This is a genomic window from Streptomyces lateritius (genome assembly GCF_014649715.1).
GTDB lineage: Bacteria > Actinomycetota > Actinomycetes > Streptomycetales > Streptomycetaceae > Streptomyces > Streptomyces lateritius.
The window spans coordinates 361,509-378,249 of the sequence record NZ_BMTO01000007.1 but is presented as its reverse complement, the minus strand read 5'-3'; the positions used below and the strand labels follow the sequence as shown (position 1 = coordinate 378,249).

General features: G+C 71.9%; 14 protein-coding genes. 1 reads left to right on the top strand and 13 read right to left on the bottom strand.

All coding sequences use genetic code 11. From position 1 onward, the window contains the following. Positions 1-28: 28 nt before the first annotated feature. The 13 genes from IE136_RS16985 to xylA form a co-directional block, all read right to left on the bottom strand. On the bottom strand, positions 29-1,162 hold the full coding sequence (locus tag IE136_RS16985; protein ID WP_189600757.1) for a pectinesterase family protein: 1,134 nt from the start codon (positions 1,160-1,162) through the stop codon (positions 29-31). A gap of 120 nt (positions 1,163-1,282) precedes the next feature. Further along, positions 1,283-2,575 (bottom strand): pectate lyase family protein, encoded by a 1,293-nt coding sequence (locus tag IE136_RS16980; protein ID WP_158993056.1) that lies wholly within the window; start codon positions 2,573-2,575, stop codon positions 1,283-1,285. Further along, entirely contained in the window at positions 2,572-3,405 is an 834-nt protein-coding gene (locus IE136_RS16975; protein WP_373309076.1) for a rhamnogalacturonan acetylesterase, read from the bottom strand. The genes IE136_RS16980 and IE136_RS16975 overlap by 4 nt, the downstream gene beginning before the upstream one ends. Beyond that, positions 3,402-4,742: an ABC transporter substrate-binding protein gene (locus tag IE136_RS16970; RefSeq protein ID WP_189600756.1), complete on the bottom strand. Its 1,341-nt coding sequence runs from the start codon at positions 4,740-4,742 to the stop codon at positions 3,402-3,404. The genes IE136_RS16975 and IE136_RS16970 overlap by 4 nt, the downstream gene beginning before the upstream one ends. Continuing rightward, positions 4,739-6,310, bottom strand: a complete 1,572-nt coding sequence (locus tag IE136_RS16965) for a glycoside hydrolase family 43 protein (protein ID WP_229818918.1) — start codon at positions 6,308-6,310, stop codon at positions 4,739-4,741. The genes IE136_RS16970 and IE136_RS16965 overlap by 4 nt, the downstream gene beginning before the upstream one ends. A 143-nt stretch (positions 6,311-6,453) precedes the next feature. Beyond that, entirely contained in the window at positions 6,454-7,293 is an 840-nt protein-coding gene (locus tag IE136_RS16960) for a DUF6807 domain-containing protein (RefSeq protein ID WP_189600754.1), read from the bottom strand. Further along, on the bottom strand, positions 7,290-8,492 hold the full coding sequence (locus tag IE136_RS16955) for a Gfo/Idh/MocA family protein (RefSeq protein ID WP_189600753.1): 1,203 nt from the start codon (positions 8,490-8,492) through the stop codon (positions 7,290-7,292). The genes IE136_RS16960 and IE136_RS16955 overlap by 4 nt, the downstream gene beginning before the upstream one ends. After that, positions 8,489-9,415, bottom strand: coding sequence for a carbohydrate ABC transporter permease (locus IE136_RS16950; RefSeq protein ID WP_229818900.1), 927 nt, complete (start codon positions 9,413-9,415; stop codon positions 8,489-8,491). The genes IE136_RS16955 and IE136_RS16950 overlap by 4 nt, the downstream gene beginning before the upstream one ends. Further along, positions 9,412-10,371, bottom strand: coding sequence for a carbohydrate ABC transporter permease (locus tag IE136_RS16945; protein ID WP_158993064.1), 960 nt, complete (start codon positions 10,369-10,371; stop codon positions 9,412-9,414). The genes IE136_RS16950 and IE136_RS16945 overlap by 4 nt, the downstream gene beginning before the upstream one ends. 90 nt (positions 10,372-10,461) lie before the next feature. Continuing rightward, positions 10,462-12,210, bottom strand: coding sequence for an L-arabinonate dehydratase (gene araD / locus IE136_RS16940; RefSeq protein ID WP_189600752.1), 1,749 nt, complete (start codon positions 12,208-12,210; stop codon positions 10,462-10,464). Beyond that, on the bottom strand, positions 12,207-13,115 hold the full coding sequence (locus IE136_RS16935; RefSeq protein ID WP_189600751.1) for a dihydrodipicolinate synthase family protein: 909 nt from the start codon (positions 13,113-13,115) through the stop codon (positions 12,207-12,209). Before IE136_RS16935 ends, araD begins: the two co-directional genes overlap by 4 nt. Before the next feature lie 4 nt (positions 13,116-13,119). Next, positions 13,120-13,761 (bottom strand): GntR family transcriptional regulator, encoded by a 642-nt coding sequence (locus IE136_RS16930; protein ID WP_158993070.1) that lies wholly within the window; start codon positions 13,759-13,761, stop codon positions 13,120-13,122. 254 nt (positions 13,762-14,015) lie between these two features. Further along, positions 14,016-15,185: a xylose isomerase gene (gene xylA, locus IE136_RS16925; protein WP_189600750.1), complete on the bottom strand. Its 1,170-nt coding sequence runs from the start codon at positions 15,183-15,185 to the stop codon at positions 14,016-14,018. Positions 15,186-15,513: 328 nt separating this feature from the next. Here xylA and IE136_RS16920 point away from each other — a divergent pair. After that, positions 15,514-16,741, top strand: a 1,228-nt coding sequence (locus IE136_RS16920; RefSeq protein ID WP_189600749.1) for an FGGY family carbohydrate kinase, incomplete at its 3' end; no start/stop codon positions are given.

Here is a 16,741-nt window from a genome sequence, read left to right as displayed (position 1 = left end):
GCCGGCTCCCACCGGCTCGGCCCACTGGTCACCGGTCCGACGGCCGGTCTGAACGGGCCCCGGGGAGCCAGCCGTCGAGGTACGTGGACCTCGTCGCCGATCCGGCCTCCGCGGGGCCGAGTTGCGGACGGTTCTCGGGGACCGGGGCGGCGGCGCCCGGCCCCGTGTTGCGGTACTCGGCGAAACGCTGGGCCTGCCAGGGATACGCGTCCCGCATGTTCGCGTACGGAGCCACCGCGTCGATCCCGGGCCCGAGCACACTGCCGCGGACGACGAGGGACGGCCAGGCCGTCGTGTCCGAACTCGGCACCCAGGGCCGGGCCAGCTTGTAGTAGCCGTCCGGCGCCTCGCTGGTCACCCGGCAGCGGGTGGCCAGGAAGCCGTACGGGTTGGCGCGGACGGTCGACGGGGCGAAGACGAAGCCGTGCGGGGCGGACGCGAGGTCGGTGCGCAGCAGCGTACGGAAGTGGCAGTGCTCGAAGACCGCGCGGGCCCGGCCGAAGACGAAGTCGACGTCGCCCTCGACGTAGCAGTGCGCGAAGTACTGGCGGGCGACCGCGGTCATGACCATGGAGTCGGCGTAGAGCGTGTCCTGGTGACCGAGGAACCGGCAGTGGAAGAAGGCGGACCTGTCTCCCTGCACCTTGAGCGCGACCGCCTGGGTACCGGGGTTCCCCGGGAGATCGGTGCGCAGGAAGTCGTTGGCGAAGGTGATCCACCGAGCGGTGAAGCCGTCCGCCTGGACGGTGGTCGTCGCCGAACCGCTCGTGCCGTAGGGGGTGCCGTCCGGGCGGGTCGTGCCGGCCGCGTTGTCGTACACCACGACGACGTCGCGGGGGTTCTCGCTCGCCCCGATCCAGGTCATCCCGGTGCTGGCCGCACCGACGGAGACCGTTTCGCGGTACGTGCCGGGGGCGAGGACGAGCGTCCAGCCGGAGCCGCTCGTGGCGCTCACCGCCCCCTGGACGCTCGCGTGGTCCCCGAGGCCGCCGGGGTGGACGTACAGGGTGCGCGCGTTGAGCCGGGCGGCGGGCGAGCCGAAGCGGCCGAACGGCCCGGACGATCCGTGGGATCCGGCGACCGCCGGGGCGGCGGTCGGGCCGAGCGAGAGCGCCGCGCCGGCGCCCGCCGTGAGCAGGGCACGGCGACTGAGCGGAGACATGGCAGAGCTCCTTCGCAGGTGAAGGTGAAGGTGAAGGTGAAGGTGAAGGGGAAGAGAAGAGAGGGGGGAGGGGAGGGCGGGGGCGGACCGGTGGTCCCGGCTCGCCGCCCCCGCCCCTGGTCAGCAGTCCTTGCCCGCCCCCGCGCGGTGGCCGACCAGGCCCGGAACGGCTTGCGGAACGTCGACACGGCCGCGCAGCGTCGGCGTCCAGCCGGCCCCGCCCCGCAGGACCTCGCCGGGGAACTCCGCGTTGTGCACGGCGAGGAGGTCGACGGACCTGCCGTTGACGAGGTTGCCCGCCGTCGTGACCGGGGCGTCCTTCCACTTCTTCAGGATCCTGCCCGCACCGACGCCCGCCGGCAGGGTGAACGCGTTCTTCTCGGCGACGAGCTGCGACTCCTGGCCGATGCCGAGGCTGTACGCGTATCCCGTGGCCGGCACCACGAAGTGGTTGTTGTACGCGTCGACCTGACCGAAGCGGACCCGCGGCGCCCGCTCGATCACGTTCCTGAAGAGGTTGTGGTGCAGCGTCACCCGCAGCTTGCCGCGGTCCGTGGCGCCCGCGCTGTCGCTGTTTCCGATCATCAGCGTCTTGTCGTGGTCGGCGAAGACGTTCCAGGACGCCGTGACCAGGTCCGCGCCGCGCACGATGTCCAGCTCGCCGTCGTGCTGCTGATAGACCTCGCCGTAGTACCTCGGCAGCGAACTGTCCGGGTGGGCGCCGTCGGTGAACGTGTTGTGGTCGATCCAGACATGCGTGGAGCCGTACACGACCATGCTGTCGTACTCGGAGTTCCACGCCCCGGTCGCCCCGTCCGTGGGGTCCCACTGCGGGAAGCAGTCGAGCGGGCTCTCGACGGTCAGATTGCGGATCACGACGTTGTCGACGCCCTGGATCTGCAGGCTGCCACCGACGATTCCGGCGCCTCCGCCGACGCCGACGATCGTGGTGTTGGCGGGGACGTACGCCTTGATCGCCTGGCCCTGCGCCTTCGCCGACGCCGCTCGCAGATCCTCCTGCGGTCCGCTCACCTCGGTGTCGAGGCCCCAAACGGCAGGGTCGTAGTCGGCGAGGTAACGGGCGAAGTCGTAGCCGGGGGCCTCGAACGCCGAACACCCCGCGGCGGTCGCGTTCAGCGTCCCTGTGACCTTGACGATCCTGGGCTCGGTGCCCGGGACCTCCAAGGCGGCCCGGAACTCCTCCCAGGTGGTGACGGTGAAGACCCGGGAGGCGACAGCCGCCGCGCCGCCGGTCGTCCCCGTGCCCGCCGAGCCCCAGCCGTCCCCGGCGGGCAGTGTCCGGCGGGCGGGGTCGGGCGCTGCCTGGGCGGTGGCCGGCCCCATGAGGCCGCCCGTCAGGCTCAGGACGAGCGCGGTGGCCCCCGTCAGGCACAGTTTCCCGCGTGCGCTCATGGTCCGGTCTCCTCGGGGTCGGCGTCGGGCCAGGTGATCCACCCGGCCGGGATCTCGTCGTCGAGACGGCGGGTGTCGCGCGGCGCGAGCACCCCGGTGCGCAGCAGCTCGGCCGCGACCAGCCGGGCCACGGCGATCGCCCCCGGCGGGTTGAAGTGGGTGTTGTCCTGCTCGGTCGGCGTCCAGTTGAAGTACGTCTTGGTCGTCTCCGGGCCGAGTTTCTGCCACAGCGCCAGGGACAGCTCCTGGACGTCGAGCAGATCGACACTCTCCTCACGGGCCACCGCGCGCATCGCGGCGGGATAGTCCCCGAGCGTCCTCAGCGCCGTGCCGCCCGCGTCGAACTTCCGCCGCTCGACGGAGGTGGCGAGGACGGGCAGCGCCCCGCGCTCCCGCGCCCCGGCGACGTACCGGCGCAGATTGTCCTGGTAGGACGTCCACGGCTCGGTGTAGCGGGTCGGGTCGGTGATCTTCTGGTCGTTGTGACCGAACTGGATCAGCAGCACGTCACCGGGGCGGATCGCCGTCAGGACGGTGTCGAGCCGGCCCTCGTCGAGGAAGCTCTTGGTGCTGCGCCCGTTGACGGCGTGGTTGGCGACCGCGACGTCCCGGTGGAGGAAGAAGGGGAGCGCCATGCCCCAGCCGGTCTCAGGGGCGGCGTCGGCGTACTTCTGGGCGGCGGTGGAGTCGCCGGCGATGTACAGCGTGCGCATGCGGTGGTGTCCTCGGGAGGGGTGCGGGAGGGCCGCCGCGGCGGGGGCCGCGGCCAGGCCGAGCGCGAGGCCCGCCCCGGCCGCGACCACCTGACGGCGGGTGGGTGCCGGCGTCACTTGTTCTGCGACTTCCACTCGGCCTGCGCCGTGTTGAGCTGCTCGGCCAGGCTGTCCAGGAACTCCTTGGCGGTGGACTTGCCCAGCAGCACTTTCTGGAAGGCGGGCTCGTTGTCGGCCTTGGAGATGGTGTTCCAGTCGGGCAGGTAGTAGGGCAGCTGCACGATCTGCGCCTTGCCGCTGAACAGCACCTCGGCGGCGAGCTTCGTGGGCTCGGCCTTCTGGATCCAGGCGTCCTTCGCCGCCTCGGTGTTGGCCGGGATGGCGCCGGCCGACTCGTTCCACTTGCTGTTCGACCGGTGCGAGGCGGCGAACTCGATGAACTTCCAGGCGGCCGCCTTGTTCTTGCTGGAGGAGAAGAGACCCAGACCGTCGACCGGGTTGGAGACCTGGACCCGGGTGCCGTCGTCCGTCGTCGGGTTGGGGATGCCGCGGAACTTCTCGGTGCCCAGGGCCTTCACATGGTCCTTGTACGAGCCCAGGTTGTGGTTGAGCATGCCGATCTCGCCGCTGTCCCACTGGGCGACCATCTTGGTGAAGTCGTTGTTGACGTCGGCCGCCGGGGTGTTCTTCTTGAAGAGACCGACGTACTTCTCCAGGGCAGCCACGTTCTTCGGATCGTTGACCGTGGTCTTGTCGCCGTTCCAGAAGCTGGTGATGCCGCTCTGGCCGTACATGGCGTCCAGGGCCTGCGCGATGGAGCCGGAGCCGCCGCGAATGGTGTAGCCGAACCGGTTCTTGTCCTTGGCCGTCAGCTTGTCGGCCGCCGTGTAGAACTTCGACCACGTGGTGGGCTCCTCCAGACCCGCCGTCTTGAACAGGTCGGTGCGGTAGTAGAGGACGCCGTTGCTCGCGGAGGTGGGGACGGTGAACAGCTTGCCCTGGCCGCCGGCCGACTTCACGCTGTCGACCATGCCGGCGTTCAGCTTGCCCTTCAGCGCGCTGGACTCGAGGCGCGCGTCGAGCGGCTCCAGGGCGTTCTGCGCGGCGATGCCGGCGAGCATCGCGGCCCCGACGCCGCCGACGTCCGGCAGCCCGCCGCCCTGGATGGCGGTGTCGTACTTGGACTGCACCTCGGTCGACGCGACCCCGACGTACGTCACCTTGATGTCGGGGTTCGCCGCCTCGAAGTCCTTGATGATCTCCTTCCAGACGTCGGTGCGGACACCGCCGTTGTTGTCCCAGAAGGTGATCTCTCCCTTGCCCGACCCTTCGGTGCCCTTGTCGCCCGCCGCGCCGCTGCCGTCGTCGCCGCAGGCGGTGACGGTCAGGGCGAGGACGGTGGCGAGGGCGAGGGCACTGGCGGCTCTGCGCCGCCCGCTGCGGAAGATGGTCATCGTCGGCTCTCTTCTCTCGGGTCTTGCGGGTCACTCGGGGGGATGGGGCTCGTGGGGGTGGGACTCGGGGGGACGGGATTCGGGGTGGTGGCGCTCGGGGTGATGCGGAACGCGGTGAAGTCGGCCGTTCCGGCGGGGCCCGTTCCCGTCGGAGCGGCGGCGAACAGGCCGATCAGCGCCCCCACCCAGCGCCAGGGGGTGGCGGCGAAGACCTGACCGGAGGGGACGAACCCCTCACCGGTGTCGTACGAGAACCGGCAGCGTGCCCCCGCGCCGATCTCGATCCTGAGCCGGGCCCGGTCCGCGGGCGCGGGCCGGCCGAAGGCCGCGTCCCGCTCCCGGTCGGCCGAGACCGGAGCGAAGCGGTGCACCAGGCGGCTCGTGCCGTCCTCCTCGCGCCGCAGCCCGATCCAGCTGTACGCGTCGCCGAGCACCGCCATCCCGGCCCGGGCACCGGGCTCCCGGCTGTCGAGACGCAAATCGACCTCGACGACGCAGGGGTGGGCGGGCAGCCGCTGGGTGAGGACGTGCGGCAGCCGGCGCAGGTCGTCGGTCTCCTGCGTACGGCCGCAGCCGAGCCGCAGGCCGTCGGCGGAGTGCTGGGTCGTCCAGCCCTCCCGTGGATTGGCCGTCCACTGCCACTGCCTCCCGAACCGGCCGCCGGGGAAGTCGTCGTCCGTGGCGGGTACGGACGGCGGTTGCGGCGGCAGCGACGGCTTGGGGTGGACGAGGACCGGAGTCCCCTCGTCGCCCAGGACGGGCCAGCCGTCATCGCCCCAGCGCAGCGGCTGGAGGTGGACGACCCGGCCGTACGCCCCGCGCTCCTGGAAGTGCAGGAACCAGTCCTCGCCCCGCCCGGTGCGGACCCAGCCGCCCTGGTGCGGTCCGTTGACGTCCGTACCGCCCTGTTCCAGGATCACCCGCTCCTCGTAGGGGCCGAAGAAGGACCGCGAGCGGAAGGCGCCCTGCCAGCCCGTGGCGACGCCTCCCGCGGGGGCGAGGATCCAGAACCAGCCGTCGTGCCGGTACAGCTTGGGCCCTTCGAGGGTGAACCAGCCCGGGAGGAGGTCGGCGTCGACGATCGTCTTGCCCTCGTCGAGGAGTTCGGTGCCGTCGGCGCTCATCCGGTGCCCGGTGAGACGGTTGTTGACGCCCGAGCGGGACTTGGCCCAGCCGTGGACGAGGTACGCCTCGCCCGTCTCCTCGTCCCACAGCGGGCAGGCGTCGATCAGGCCCCGGCCCGCCTTCACCAGATGCGGGGTGCTCCATACACCGCGTACGGAACGGGAGTTGATCTGCCAGATGCCGTGGTCCGGGTCGCCCCAGAAGATCCAGAACCGGCCGTCGTGGTGGCGCAGCGAGGGCGCCCACACCCCCCTGTCGTGCTGCGGCGTGGCGAAGGAGGTCTCCGGGAGGAGCCGCTCCAGGGCGTGGCCGACCAGGGTCCAGTTGACCAGGTCGCGGGAGTGCAGGATCGGCAGTCCGGGCGCCCGGCCGAAACTGGACGCGGTCAGGTAGAAGTCCTCGCCGACCCGCACGACGTCCGGGTCGGACCAGTCGGCGGCCAGGACGGGGTTCCGGTACGTCCCGTCGCCGAGGTCGCCGGAGGGCCAGCTGCGCGCCCGGCCGGTCGTACGGTCACCGCTCGTGCGGCCCGTCGTTCCGTCCACGCTCGTTCGGCCCCTCGTGCCGTCGCCGCTCGTCGTGCCCGTCACGTCGTCACCGCCTTGCGTACGAGCGCGGCGGCCGTGTCGCGGTCGAGCCGGCCGTCGGCGACGACGGTGACCACCCGCCGTACCAGCGACCCGCCCGCCGTGACGACCGGCCGTTCGTCGAAGGCCAGCGAGGACCCCACGCCCGGATACTCGGCGGCGCGCACGAACCACGGGTCGCGCCGGGTCTCCTCGGTGGCCCCGGCGAAGACCAGCGTCCAGTTCCGGCCCGCGAGGGCGACCCAGTCGGCGCGGGCGCCGTGCGCGGCCCGCTCGCCCTCCGCGTCCGCGCCGAAGACGTCCGGCGGGGCGCTCTCCAGCGGCGCGCGCCAGAAGAACCCGCCGTAGGCGGCGCCCGGCCGGCCGTTGGTGGCCGGGCTGCCGAAGGACAGCTCCTCGCCCGAGGTGTTGGTCAGCGAGAAGGTGAGGTCCAGTGCCCAGGCGGTGTCGTCGAGCGGGGTGGCCGAGACCGTCCGGTGCTCACGGAGCAGGACACGCTCCCCGGCGACCCAGCTCAGCTCCTCCAGGAACCCGTCCGGGTCGCGCAGCTTGAAGCCCTCGTGCCGCTGCACGCCGTGATTGTCGAGCGCGGTCGGCCCCTGACCGCGGACGAAGGTGCGCCCGCCCCAGAAGTTGAAGCCCGCGACGTCGGGGACGGCGACCCCGGCGCCCAGGTGGTGCGGATGGTCCTCGGGCAGCTCCTCGGTGACCGGGACGCCGCCGAGGGTGGAGACGGGATGGAGGTAGGGGCGTGGGGAGTGGTCGGGCGCGAGCTCCGGCCGCAGGACGTAGCGGGCGACCGTACGGCCGCCGCAGCGCAGCACTGTCGGGGCGTTCATCGGGATACCGCCTTCGCGGTCAGCGGCGCCCAGGGGGCGTCGAGCTCGGAGTAGAGGCTGAGGGTGTCGGCGCTCGCGGCGACCAGGCCGCCGATCCCGTGCACCACCCGGCGCGGCGCGCTCTCGCCTGGCTCGGAGTGCCAGGCGTCCCCCGGGAGCTCCGTCGGGTCCGGGGCGGTCCTGACCGCCTCGACGACCCGCATGAACGCGCCGGTCGCCTCGGGCGGTACGAGCAGCTCGGTGCCGTCCGTGAGATGGGCGACCAGGTTCTCCAGCAGGTCCGTCAGACCGTGCACGGACTCCTCCGGGCCGTGCCCGGCCCGCTGGAGCAGCACCCGGTCCTGCTTGTACCAGAAGGTGATCCGGCCCCGGCTGCCGTGCACGACCACGTACGGGTCAGAGGAGGTCTCGGCGCAGAGCGTCGCCGCCACACTGACCTGGGTTCCGCGGGTGGTCAGAAGCCGGACGCAGGAGGTGTCGTCGGACTCGATGGCGTTGGCCCGCAGCAGCTCCATCTCGATGAACTCGACGTCCTCGGCGCGGGTGCTGCCGGCCAGGGCGAGCGCGGTGGCCACGGCGTGCGCGAGCGGATTGGTCAGGGCGCCGTCGACCACGTCGACCGTGCCGATCTTCCGCCGGCCCGCCCAGGGGGCGCGCCGGAAGTACGCCTCGTCGCGGACCCATGCCCCGGCCCCGCCGACACCGAGGAGTTCGCCGATGGCGCCCTCCTCGATCAGCCGGCGGATCGCGGGAACGGCGTGCGACCCGAGCGACTGGAAGCCGATCTGGCAGGCCACCCCGGCCGCGGCGACCCCGTCGGCCATCCGCCGGAACTCGGCGTACGACGGTGCCGGAGGCTTCTCCAGGAGCAGGTGCGCCCCGTGGCGGGCGGCGATCAGGGCCAGGTCGGTGTGGGTCTGGATCGGGGTGCAGACGACCGCGATCCGGGCGCCGGTGGAGGCGAGCAGCGCGCCGAAGTCGTCGGACTGCTCGGGCTCGCCGAAGCCGTCCAGTTCCTGGGCGTCCAGCGGCCGCAGCTCGCAGATCCCGGCGAGCCGTACCAGGCCGAGGCGTTCGAGCCGGCGGATGTTGACCAGGTGGGAGCGGCCGTGGCCGCGTGCGCCGGCGAGCACGACGGGAAAGGGTTCGCGCGCGGTGCCCGGGGCCGTGCCGGGTGTGGTGTCCGGTGCGGTGCTCATCCCTTCACCGCCCCCGCGCTGAACCCGGTGACCAGCCACTTCTGGATGAAGGCGAACACGATCACCACGGGCAGGGCCGCGATCACACCGCCCGCGGCCAGCGCGCCGAGGTCGACGCTGTCCGCGCCCATAAGGGTGTTGAGGCCGACCGGGATGGTCTGCTTCTCCTGGCTGCTGAGGAACATCAGCGCGAACAGGAAGTGGTTCCAGGAGTGGACGAAGGCGAAGGAGCCGACGGCCACCAGGCCGGGACGCAGCAGCGGCAGCACGACGATACGGAAGGCCGCGAACCGGCTGCAGCCGTCGACCCACGCCGCCTCCTCGAGGGAGTACGGCACGTTCTTGATGAAGCCGCTGATCAGGATCATCGAGAGCGGCAGCTGGAACACCGTCTCCGCGATGATGACGCTGCCCAGCGAGTTGATCATGCTCAGGTTGGCGAAGATCTGGAAGAGCGGGACCAGCAGCAGCGCGCCGGGCACGAACTGGGAGCAGAGCAGGGCGAGCATGAAGCCCTTCTTGATCCGGAAGTCGAACCGGGCCAGCGCGTAACCGCCGGCGAGCGCGACCACCGTGGTCGTCACCAGCGTCGCCAGGCCGATGAGCAGGCTGTTCTGGAAGAAGGTGGCGAAGGCGCGCTCGGTCCACACCTTCTCGAAGTGCGCGGTCGTCATCGGCCACGGCAGCAGCGAGGTGGAGCCCGCCGGGCGGACCGCGAAGAGCACGATCCAGTAGAAGGGGATCAGGGTGAAGAGCAGATATATGCCGAGCGGCAGGTAGATCTGCCAGCGCGGAGCTTCGTCCCAGGCACGCCGTCGCTTGCGGCGCGGTGCAGGAGGGGTGCGGGTCGGGGGTGCGGCGTCCGCTCCGGCCGCGGTGGCCGGCGCCGGCGGTGCCGTCGTCGTGTCGTCCTGGGCTATCACTTGCTCTCGCCTCCGAACTTGCTCAGGCGCAGATAGACCATCGAGCAGAAGAGAAGGATCACGAACGCCACCGTCGTCAGGGCGGAGGCGTAGCCGAAGTTGTGGGCGTCGACGCTGGTGTTGGCGATGTAGAGCGGGAGGGTCGTGGTCTCGCCCGCTGGGCCGCCGCCCGTCAGGGTGTAGAGCAGGTCCACGTTGTTGAACTCCCACACCGCGCGCAGCAGGGTGGAGAGGATGATCGCGTCCTTCAGGTGCGGCAGCGTGATGTGCGCGAACTGCCGTATCCGCCCCGCGCCGTCCACCTCGGCCGCCTCGTACAGGTCCTTCGGTACGGACTGGAGGTCGGCGAGGATGAGGATCGCGAAGAAGGGCACCCCGCGCCACAGATCGGCGACGACCACCGCGGAGAAGACCGTGGACGTGTCGGAGAGCCAGGACGTGCCGTACTCGCCGAGACCCATGTCCGCGAGATAACGGGTGATGCCCGTCTGCGAGTTGTAGAGCAGGACCCAGATCGCCGAGGTGAGCACCCCGGACACGGCCCACGGGGAGAAGACCAGCGCCCTGCCGACCGCCCGGCCGACGAAGGTCTGGTTGACGATCAGGGCGAGCGCGAGTCCGAAGAGGAGCTGCAGCGTCACCTCGACGGCGACCCACTTCAGGCTGAAGGTCAACGTCCCCCAGAAGTGCGGGTCGTCGGTGAAGATCCGGGTGAAGTTGTCGAAGCCGGCGAAGCCGTTCCGCCAGGGCTTCGTGGGGTTGTAGTGCTGCAGGCTGTAGTAGAAGACGCTGAGCACGGGGTAGGCGATGAACCCCAGCATCAGCAGCGCGGCGGGGGCGATCAGCAGATACGGCAGTCGGCGTGGTGCCACTCCCGTGCGGCGGCGACGAGCGGGGGCCTGGGGCGTCTCGGATGTCGCGGGTGCCTTGGGCGGTGGGGTCACGGCTGTGGCCATGACGGCGGCTCCGTTCTCGGGCGCGAAGCGCTTCGCAGACGGTGTTCGATGAATCGAACAGATGGAACTGGGGGTGGACCGGCCCGGGCGTCAGCCCGCGTACGGATCCGCGGTCGTTCCCGGCCTGGCCAGGAACTCGAAGTCGCAACCGGTGTCGGCCTGGGAGATCTGCTCGGCGTACAGCGCGCCGTAGCCGCGCTCGTAACGCTTCGGCGGGGGCGTCCACGCGGCCCGTCGGCGCTCCCACTCCTCCTCGTCGACGTCCACGTGGAGCGTGCGCGCCTCGACGTCCAGGGTGATGAGATCGCCGGTACGGATCAGGGCGAGCGGCCCGCCGACGTACGACTCCGGTGCCACGTGCAGCACACACGTGCCGTAGCTCGTCCCGCTCATCCGGGCGTCGGAGATCCGGACCATGTCCCGCACCCCCTGCTCCAGCAGGTGCCGGGGGATCGGCAGCATGCCGTACTCCGGCATCCCGGGGCCGCCCTTGGGTCCGGCGTTGCGCAGCACCAGGACGTGGTCGGGGGTGATCCCGAGCTCCGGGTCGTCGATGGTCCGCTGCATGGTGCGGTAGTCGTCGAAGACCACCGCCGGGCCGGTGTGCTTGAGGAGGTGCGGCTCGGCGGCGATGTGCTTGATCACCGCGCCGTCCGGGCAGAGGTTGCCGCGCAGCACCGCGACCCCGCCCTCGTCCGCGAGCGGACGGGCGCGCTCCCGGATGACCTCGTCGTCGTGCACGAGCGCCCCGTCGAGCTGCTCCCGCAGCGTCGTGTGCGCGACCGTCGGCCGGTCGAGATGGAGCAGGTCCGTGAGCCGGGAGAGGAAGCCCGGCATGCCGCCGGCGAAGTGGAAGTCCTCCATCAGATACCGGCCGCCGGGGCGGAGGTTGGCGAGCACCGGCACGGTCCGCGCGATCCGGTCGAAGTCGTCCAGGGTCAGCTTCACCCCGGACCGTCCGGCCATGGCGATCAGGTGGATGACGGCGTTCGTCGAACCGCCGAGCGCCAGGACGGCGGCGACCGCGTCCTCGTACGCCTCGCGGGTGAGGATCCGCGAGAGCCGCAGGTCCTGCCGGACCAGTTCGACGATCCGCATCCCCGACGCGGCCGCCATCCGGTCGTGACCGGAGTCGACGGCGGGGATCGAGGAGGCGCCCGGCATCGTCACCCCGAGCGTCTCCGCCGCGGCGGTGAGGGTGGAGGCCGTGCCCATCGTCATGCAGTGGCCGGGGGAGCGGGCGAGCCCGTTCTCCAGCTCGGCCATCTCGCTGTCGCCGATCAGACCGGCCCGCCGGTCGTCCCAGTACTTCCACATGTCCGTACCCGAGCCGAGGGTCTCCCCCCGCCAGTGCCCCGGCAGCATCGGACCCGCGGGCACGAACACCGTCGGCAGGTCCACCGTGGCCGCGCCCATCAGAAGCGCCGGGGTCGACTTGTCGCAGCCGCCCATCAGCACCGCCCCGTCGACGGGGTAGGAGCGCAGCAGCTCCTCGGTCTCCATCGCCAGCAGGTTGCGGTAGAGCATCGGGGTGGGCTTCTGGAAGGTCTCCGAGAGGGTGGAGACGGGAAACTCCAGGGGGAAGCCGCCGGCCTGCCACACGCCCCGCTTCACCGCCTGCGCGCGCTCGCGCAGATGGACGTGGCAGGGGTTGATGTCGGACCAGGTGTTGAGGATGGCGACGACCGGCTTGCCCAGGTGCTCCTCGGGCAGGTAGCCGAGCTGCCGGGTGCGGGCCCGGTGGCTGAACGAGCGCAGCCCGTCCGTTCCGTACCAGCGGTGACTGCGCAGCTCCTCGGGCTTCCTCGCGCCCCCGCCCGCTGTCTCGTGCGCGCTCATGCCTGCCACCCGGCGGCTATCGCGGCGACCTCGGCCCGGTTCTCCTCGGGCAGTTCGCGGCTCGGCGGACGGATGTCGCGGCGGCACAGGCCGAGGGCGGCCAGCGCCTCCTTGACGACGGTGACGTTGTCGGCACTGCCGTTGGCGGCGCGCAGCTCCTCGAAGCGGCGGATCTGCTCCCACACCTTCATGGCGGCGGGATAGTCGCCGGCCCGCAGGGCGGTGAGCATCTCCAGGGACACCGAGGGGGCGACATTGACCAAACCCGAGGTGAAGCCGGTGGCGCCGCTCGCGAAGTACGAGGGGGCGTACGGCTCGGCGAGCCCGGCCACCCAGACGAAGCGGTCGAGGCCGGCGTCCCGGGCGAAGCCGGCGAAGCGCGACGCGTCAGGCACGGCGTACTTCACGCCGATGACGTTGGGGCAGGCCGCGCCGAGCTCCGCGAGCCGCTCGCCGCCGAGCAGCGGATTACGGATGTACGGCACGATGCCGAGCTCCGGCACCGCTTCGGCGATGGCCCGGTGGTAGTCGACCCAGCCGCCCTCCGAGACGTACGGGTGCACCGGCTGGTGGACCATCAGCATGCCCGCCCCGGCGTCCCGGGCGTGGCGGGCGGCTGCCACGGCGGTCGGCACGGCGTGGCCGACGCCGACCAGGACGGCGGCGCGGTCGCCGGCCTCCTCGACGGTCACCTCGGTGACCAGGCGGCGCTCCTCGGGGGTGAGGGCGTAGAACTCGCCGGTGTTGCCGTTCGGCGTGAGCGTGCGCACGCCGGCGTCGAGCAGCCGGCGCAGCAGCGCGCGGTGGGCGGCCGTGTCCAACGAGCCGTCCTCGGCGAACGGCGTCACCGGAATCGCCACGACATCGGCGAGCGCGGCCTTCTCGGTCTCGAAATTCCTGGTCACTCGGTCACTCACCGTCTTCGGGGAAGGCGCGCTCGACGAACGAGGCGATGTGGTCGTGCACGGCCAGGCCCGCGCCGGCGGAGTCGCCGGCCGCGGCGAGCCGCAGGATCTCCTCGTGCTCGGCGGCCTCGCGCTCCCACGAGGGCGTCGTGGCCCAGGCCACGGTGGACACCAGTGCGGCCTGGTCGCGGACCTCGTCCAGCATCCGGCCGAGCAGCGGGTTTCCGCAGGGCAGATAGAGGGCGCGATGGAAGTCCCGGTTGGCCAGGGAGCGTTCGGCCGGATCCTCCGCCGTCGCCGCCCGGTTCAGCGCGTCCCGCGCCTCGTCGAGCGCCGCCCCGGCGGCGACTGTACGGCGTACCGCCTCCGGCTCGAGCAGGAGCCGTACGTCGTAGACCGCGCGGGCCATGTCGGCGTCCACCATCCGTACGGTCGCGCCCTTGTACTGGCTCATCACCACGAGACCGCTTCCGGCCAGCGTCTTCAGGGCCTCGCGCACCGGCGTCTTCGACACCCCGAAGCGGGCGGCGAGCTCGGTCTCCACGAGGGGCTGGCCGGGACTCAGTCCGCCGGTGAGGATGTCGTGTTTGATCGCCTCCAGGACGTACTGGGTGCGGGACGGGATGGGGCTGGGGGCGAAGGCCATGACGCACTCTCAGATCTCATGTATCGCGTCTCATATATGACGTACGAAGTGCAACGCCGATGAAGCTAGGGGGGTGTTCATGTTTCGTCAATGCTTCCGGCAGGATTGGTGGAAAGCGCTTGCTGTCCTGTGGGGCGCGGGGTTGGGTTGGGGGAGGGGCGGGGGCGGGGCGGGGAGGCTGGGAGCGTACGGCGACGGGCGCCCGGTCCATGGCCAGGGCGCCCGTCGTCGTGGTGGGGAGTTCGGCGGTGGGGTCAGCGGACCGCCAGCAGGTGTTCGAGGGCCAGCTGGTCCAGGCGCTCGAAGGCCATGGACCGTTCGGCCGCCGCGTTCACGTCGAAGTCCTCGAAAGCGGCGGGGTCGGCGAGCAGGCCGGCGAGACCGTCCGCGGCGGTGGGGGTCGCGAGCTCGGGGAGGCGGGAGGCCGAGAGTGCCTCCTGGACCTCGGGGTCCGCGCGGAAGGCGGCGGAGCGCTCCTTGAGGATCAGGTAGTTGCGCATGCAGTTCTTCGCGGACTCCCACACGCCGTCGAAGCCGTCGGTGCGCACCGGCTTGAAGTCGAAGTGGCGGGGCCCCTCGTACCCGGCCGTCTCCAACAGGTCCACCAGCCAGAACGCCTGGCGCAGGTCCCCTGCCCCGAAGCGGAAGTCCTGGTCGTACTTGATGCCGGACTGGCCGTTGAGGTCGATGTGGAACAGCTTGCCGGCCCACAGCGCCTGGGCGATGCCGTGCGGGAAGTTGAGGCCCGCCATCTGCTCGTGGCCCGTCTCCGGGTTCACGCCCACCAGTTCGGGCCGCTCCAGGCGCTCGATGAACGCGAGCGCGTGACCGATCGTCGGCAGCAGGATGTCGCCGCGCGGCTCGTTCGGCTTGGGCTCGATCGCGAAGCGCAGGTCGTAGCCCTGCTCGGTGACGTACTGGCCGAGGAGGTCGAAGGCCTCCTTCATGCGGTCGAGTGCGACGCGGACGTCCTTCGCCGCCCCCGACTCGGCGCCCTCCCGGCCGCCCCAGGCCACATAGGTGGTGGCGCCGAGCTCGACTGCGAGGTCGATGTTGCGGATCGTCTTGCGCAGCGCGTAGCGGCGCACGTCGCGGTCGTTGGCGGTGAAGCCGCCGTCCTTGAAGACGGGGTGGGTGAAGAGGTTGGTCGTGGCCATCGGCACCTTGAGGCCGGTGCGCTCCAGGGCGTCGCGGAAGCGCTTGACGACGGCCTCGCGCTCGCCGTCCGGCGCTCCGAAGGGGACGAGGTCGTCGTCGTGGAAGGTCACGCCGTACGCCCCGAGGGCGGCGAGCCGCTCGACCGACTCGACCGGGTCGAGCGCCGGACGGGTGGCGTCGCCGAAGGGGTCGCGGCCCTGCCATCCGACGGTCCAGAGTCCGAAGGTGAACCGGTCTTCGGGGGTGGGGGCGAAGCGTTCTGGCATGATCTGTCCCTCTTTCGGATGGGCGCGGGAGGAGGTGTGCGCGAAACGGGGGCGGCAGGGTCTGGCCGCCGTATTTGTTTTCTGCGATAACTAATACGGTACGGCGCGACAGCGCGCCAGACCCGAAGCACGCGAAACACCCGAAGCACCCGAGTGCGCGCAGCGGCCCGAGTGCTCGAAGAGCCCGAGCCGGGATGAGCCCGAGCCGGGAAGAGTCCGAGCCCGGAAGAGGCCGAGTCCCGAAGACCCGAGTCCCGAAGACCCGAGTCCCGAAGACCCGAGTCCCCAAGGACCCTGGCCCGAAGAGTCCGAGGAAAGGTTGAAGTTCATGGCGGCGACCCGTCCGGCGGCCCCGGTCGTGATCGGCGTGGACAGCTCCACGCAGTCCACCAAGGCGGCCCTCGTGGACGCGACCACCGGCGCCCTGCTCGCCGTCGGCCGTGCCCCGCACACTGTCACCGGCTCCGACGGAGCCCGGGAGAGCGCCCCCGAGGCCTGGTGGCGCGCGCTGCGCGAGGCGGTCGCCGCCGCGCTGGCCGAAGCGCGCGTGCCGGCCTCCGCCGTCGTCGGCATCGCCGTCGCCGGCCAGCAGCACGGCCTGGTCGTCCTCGACGCCGCCGGCCGCCCGCTGCGGCCCGCGCTGCTCTGGAACGACACCCGCTCCGCGCCCCAGGCCGCCGAACTCACCGCCGCGCTCGGCGGCCCCGGCGCCTGGCTCGCCCGGACCGGCTCGGTCCCGGTCGCCTCCATGACGGCGGCCAAATGGCAGTGGCTGCGCGCCCACGAACCCGCCGTCGCGGGGACCGCGGCGGCCGTCCGGCTGCCCCACGACTTCCTCACCGAGCGCCTCTCCGGCATCGCCGTCACCGACCCCGGGGACGCCTCCGGGACCTGCTGGTACAGCACGGAGAAGTCCGCCTACGACCCCGAACTCCTGGACCTCCTCGGCCTGGACCCGGCGGTGCTCCCCGCCGTCGCCCCGAGCGGCGCCACCCGCGTCGGCACGCTCACCGCGGCCGCCGCCCGGGCTCTCGGCCTGCCCGGCACCGTCGCCGTCGCCGCCGGCACGGGGGACAACATGGCCGCCGCCGTCGGACTCGGCCTCGGCGGCGCGGGACTCCTCGACCACCCCGTCGTCAGCCTCGGCACCTCCGGCACCGTGTTCGCCGCGACCCGGACCCGCCCCGCCGCTCCCGGTCTCGCCGGCTTCGCCGCCGCCGACGGCACGTATCTCCCGCTCGGCTGCACCCTCAACTGCACCCTCGCCGTGGACCGGTTCGCCGGCCTCCTCGGACTCGACCGCGAGGACGCCGCTCCCGGCGACGGCGTGGTCGTCCTGCCCTACCTCGACGGCGAACGCACCCCCGACCTGCCCCACGCCACCGGCCTCCTCACCGGCCTGCGCCACACCACCACCCCGCGCGCCATCCTGGGCGCGGCCTACGAGGGCGCCGCCTTCACCGTCCTGCGCGCCCTCGACGAACTCCTCAGCGCCTGCGGTCTCGACCCGGCCGATCCCCGGGTACGGGAGCGGCCGCTGCGCCTGATCGGCGGCG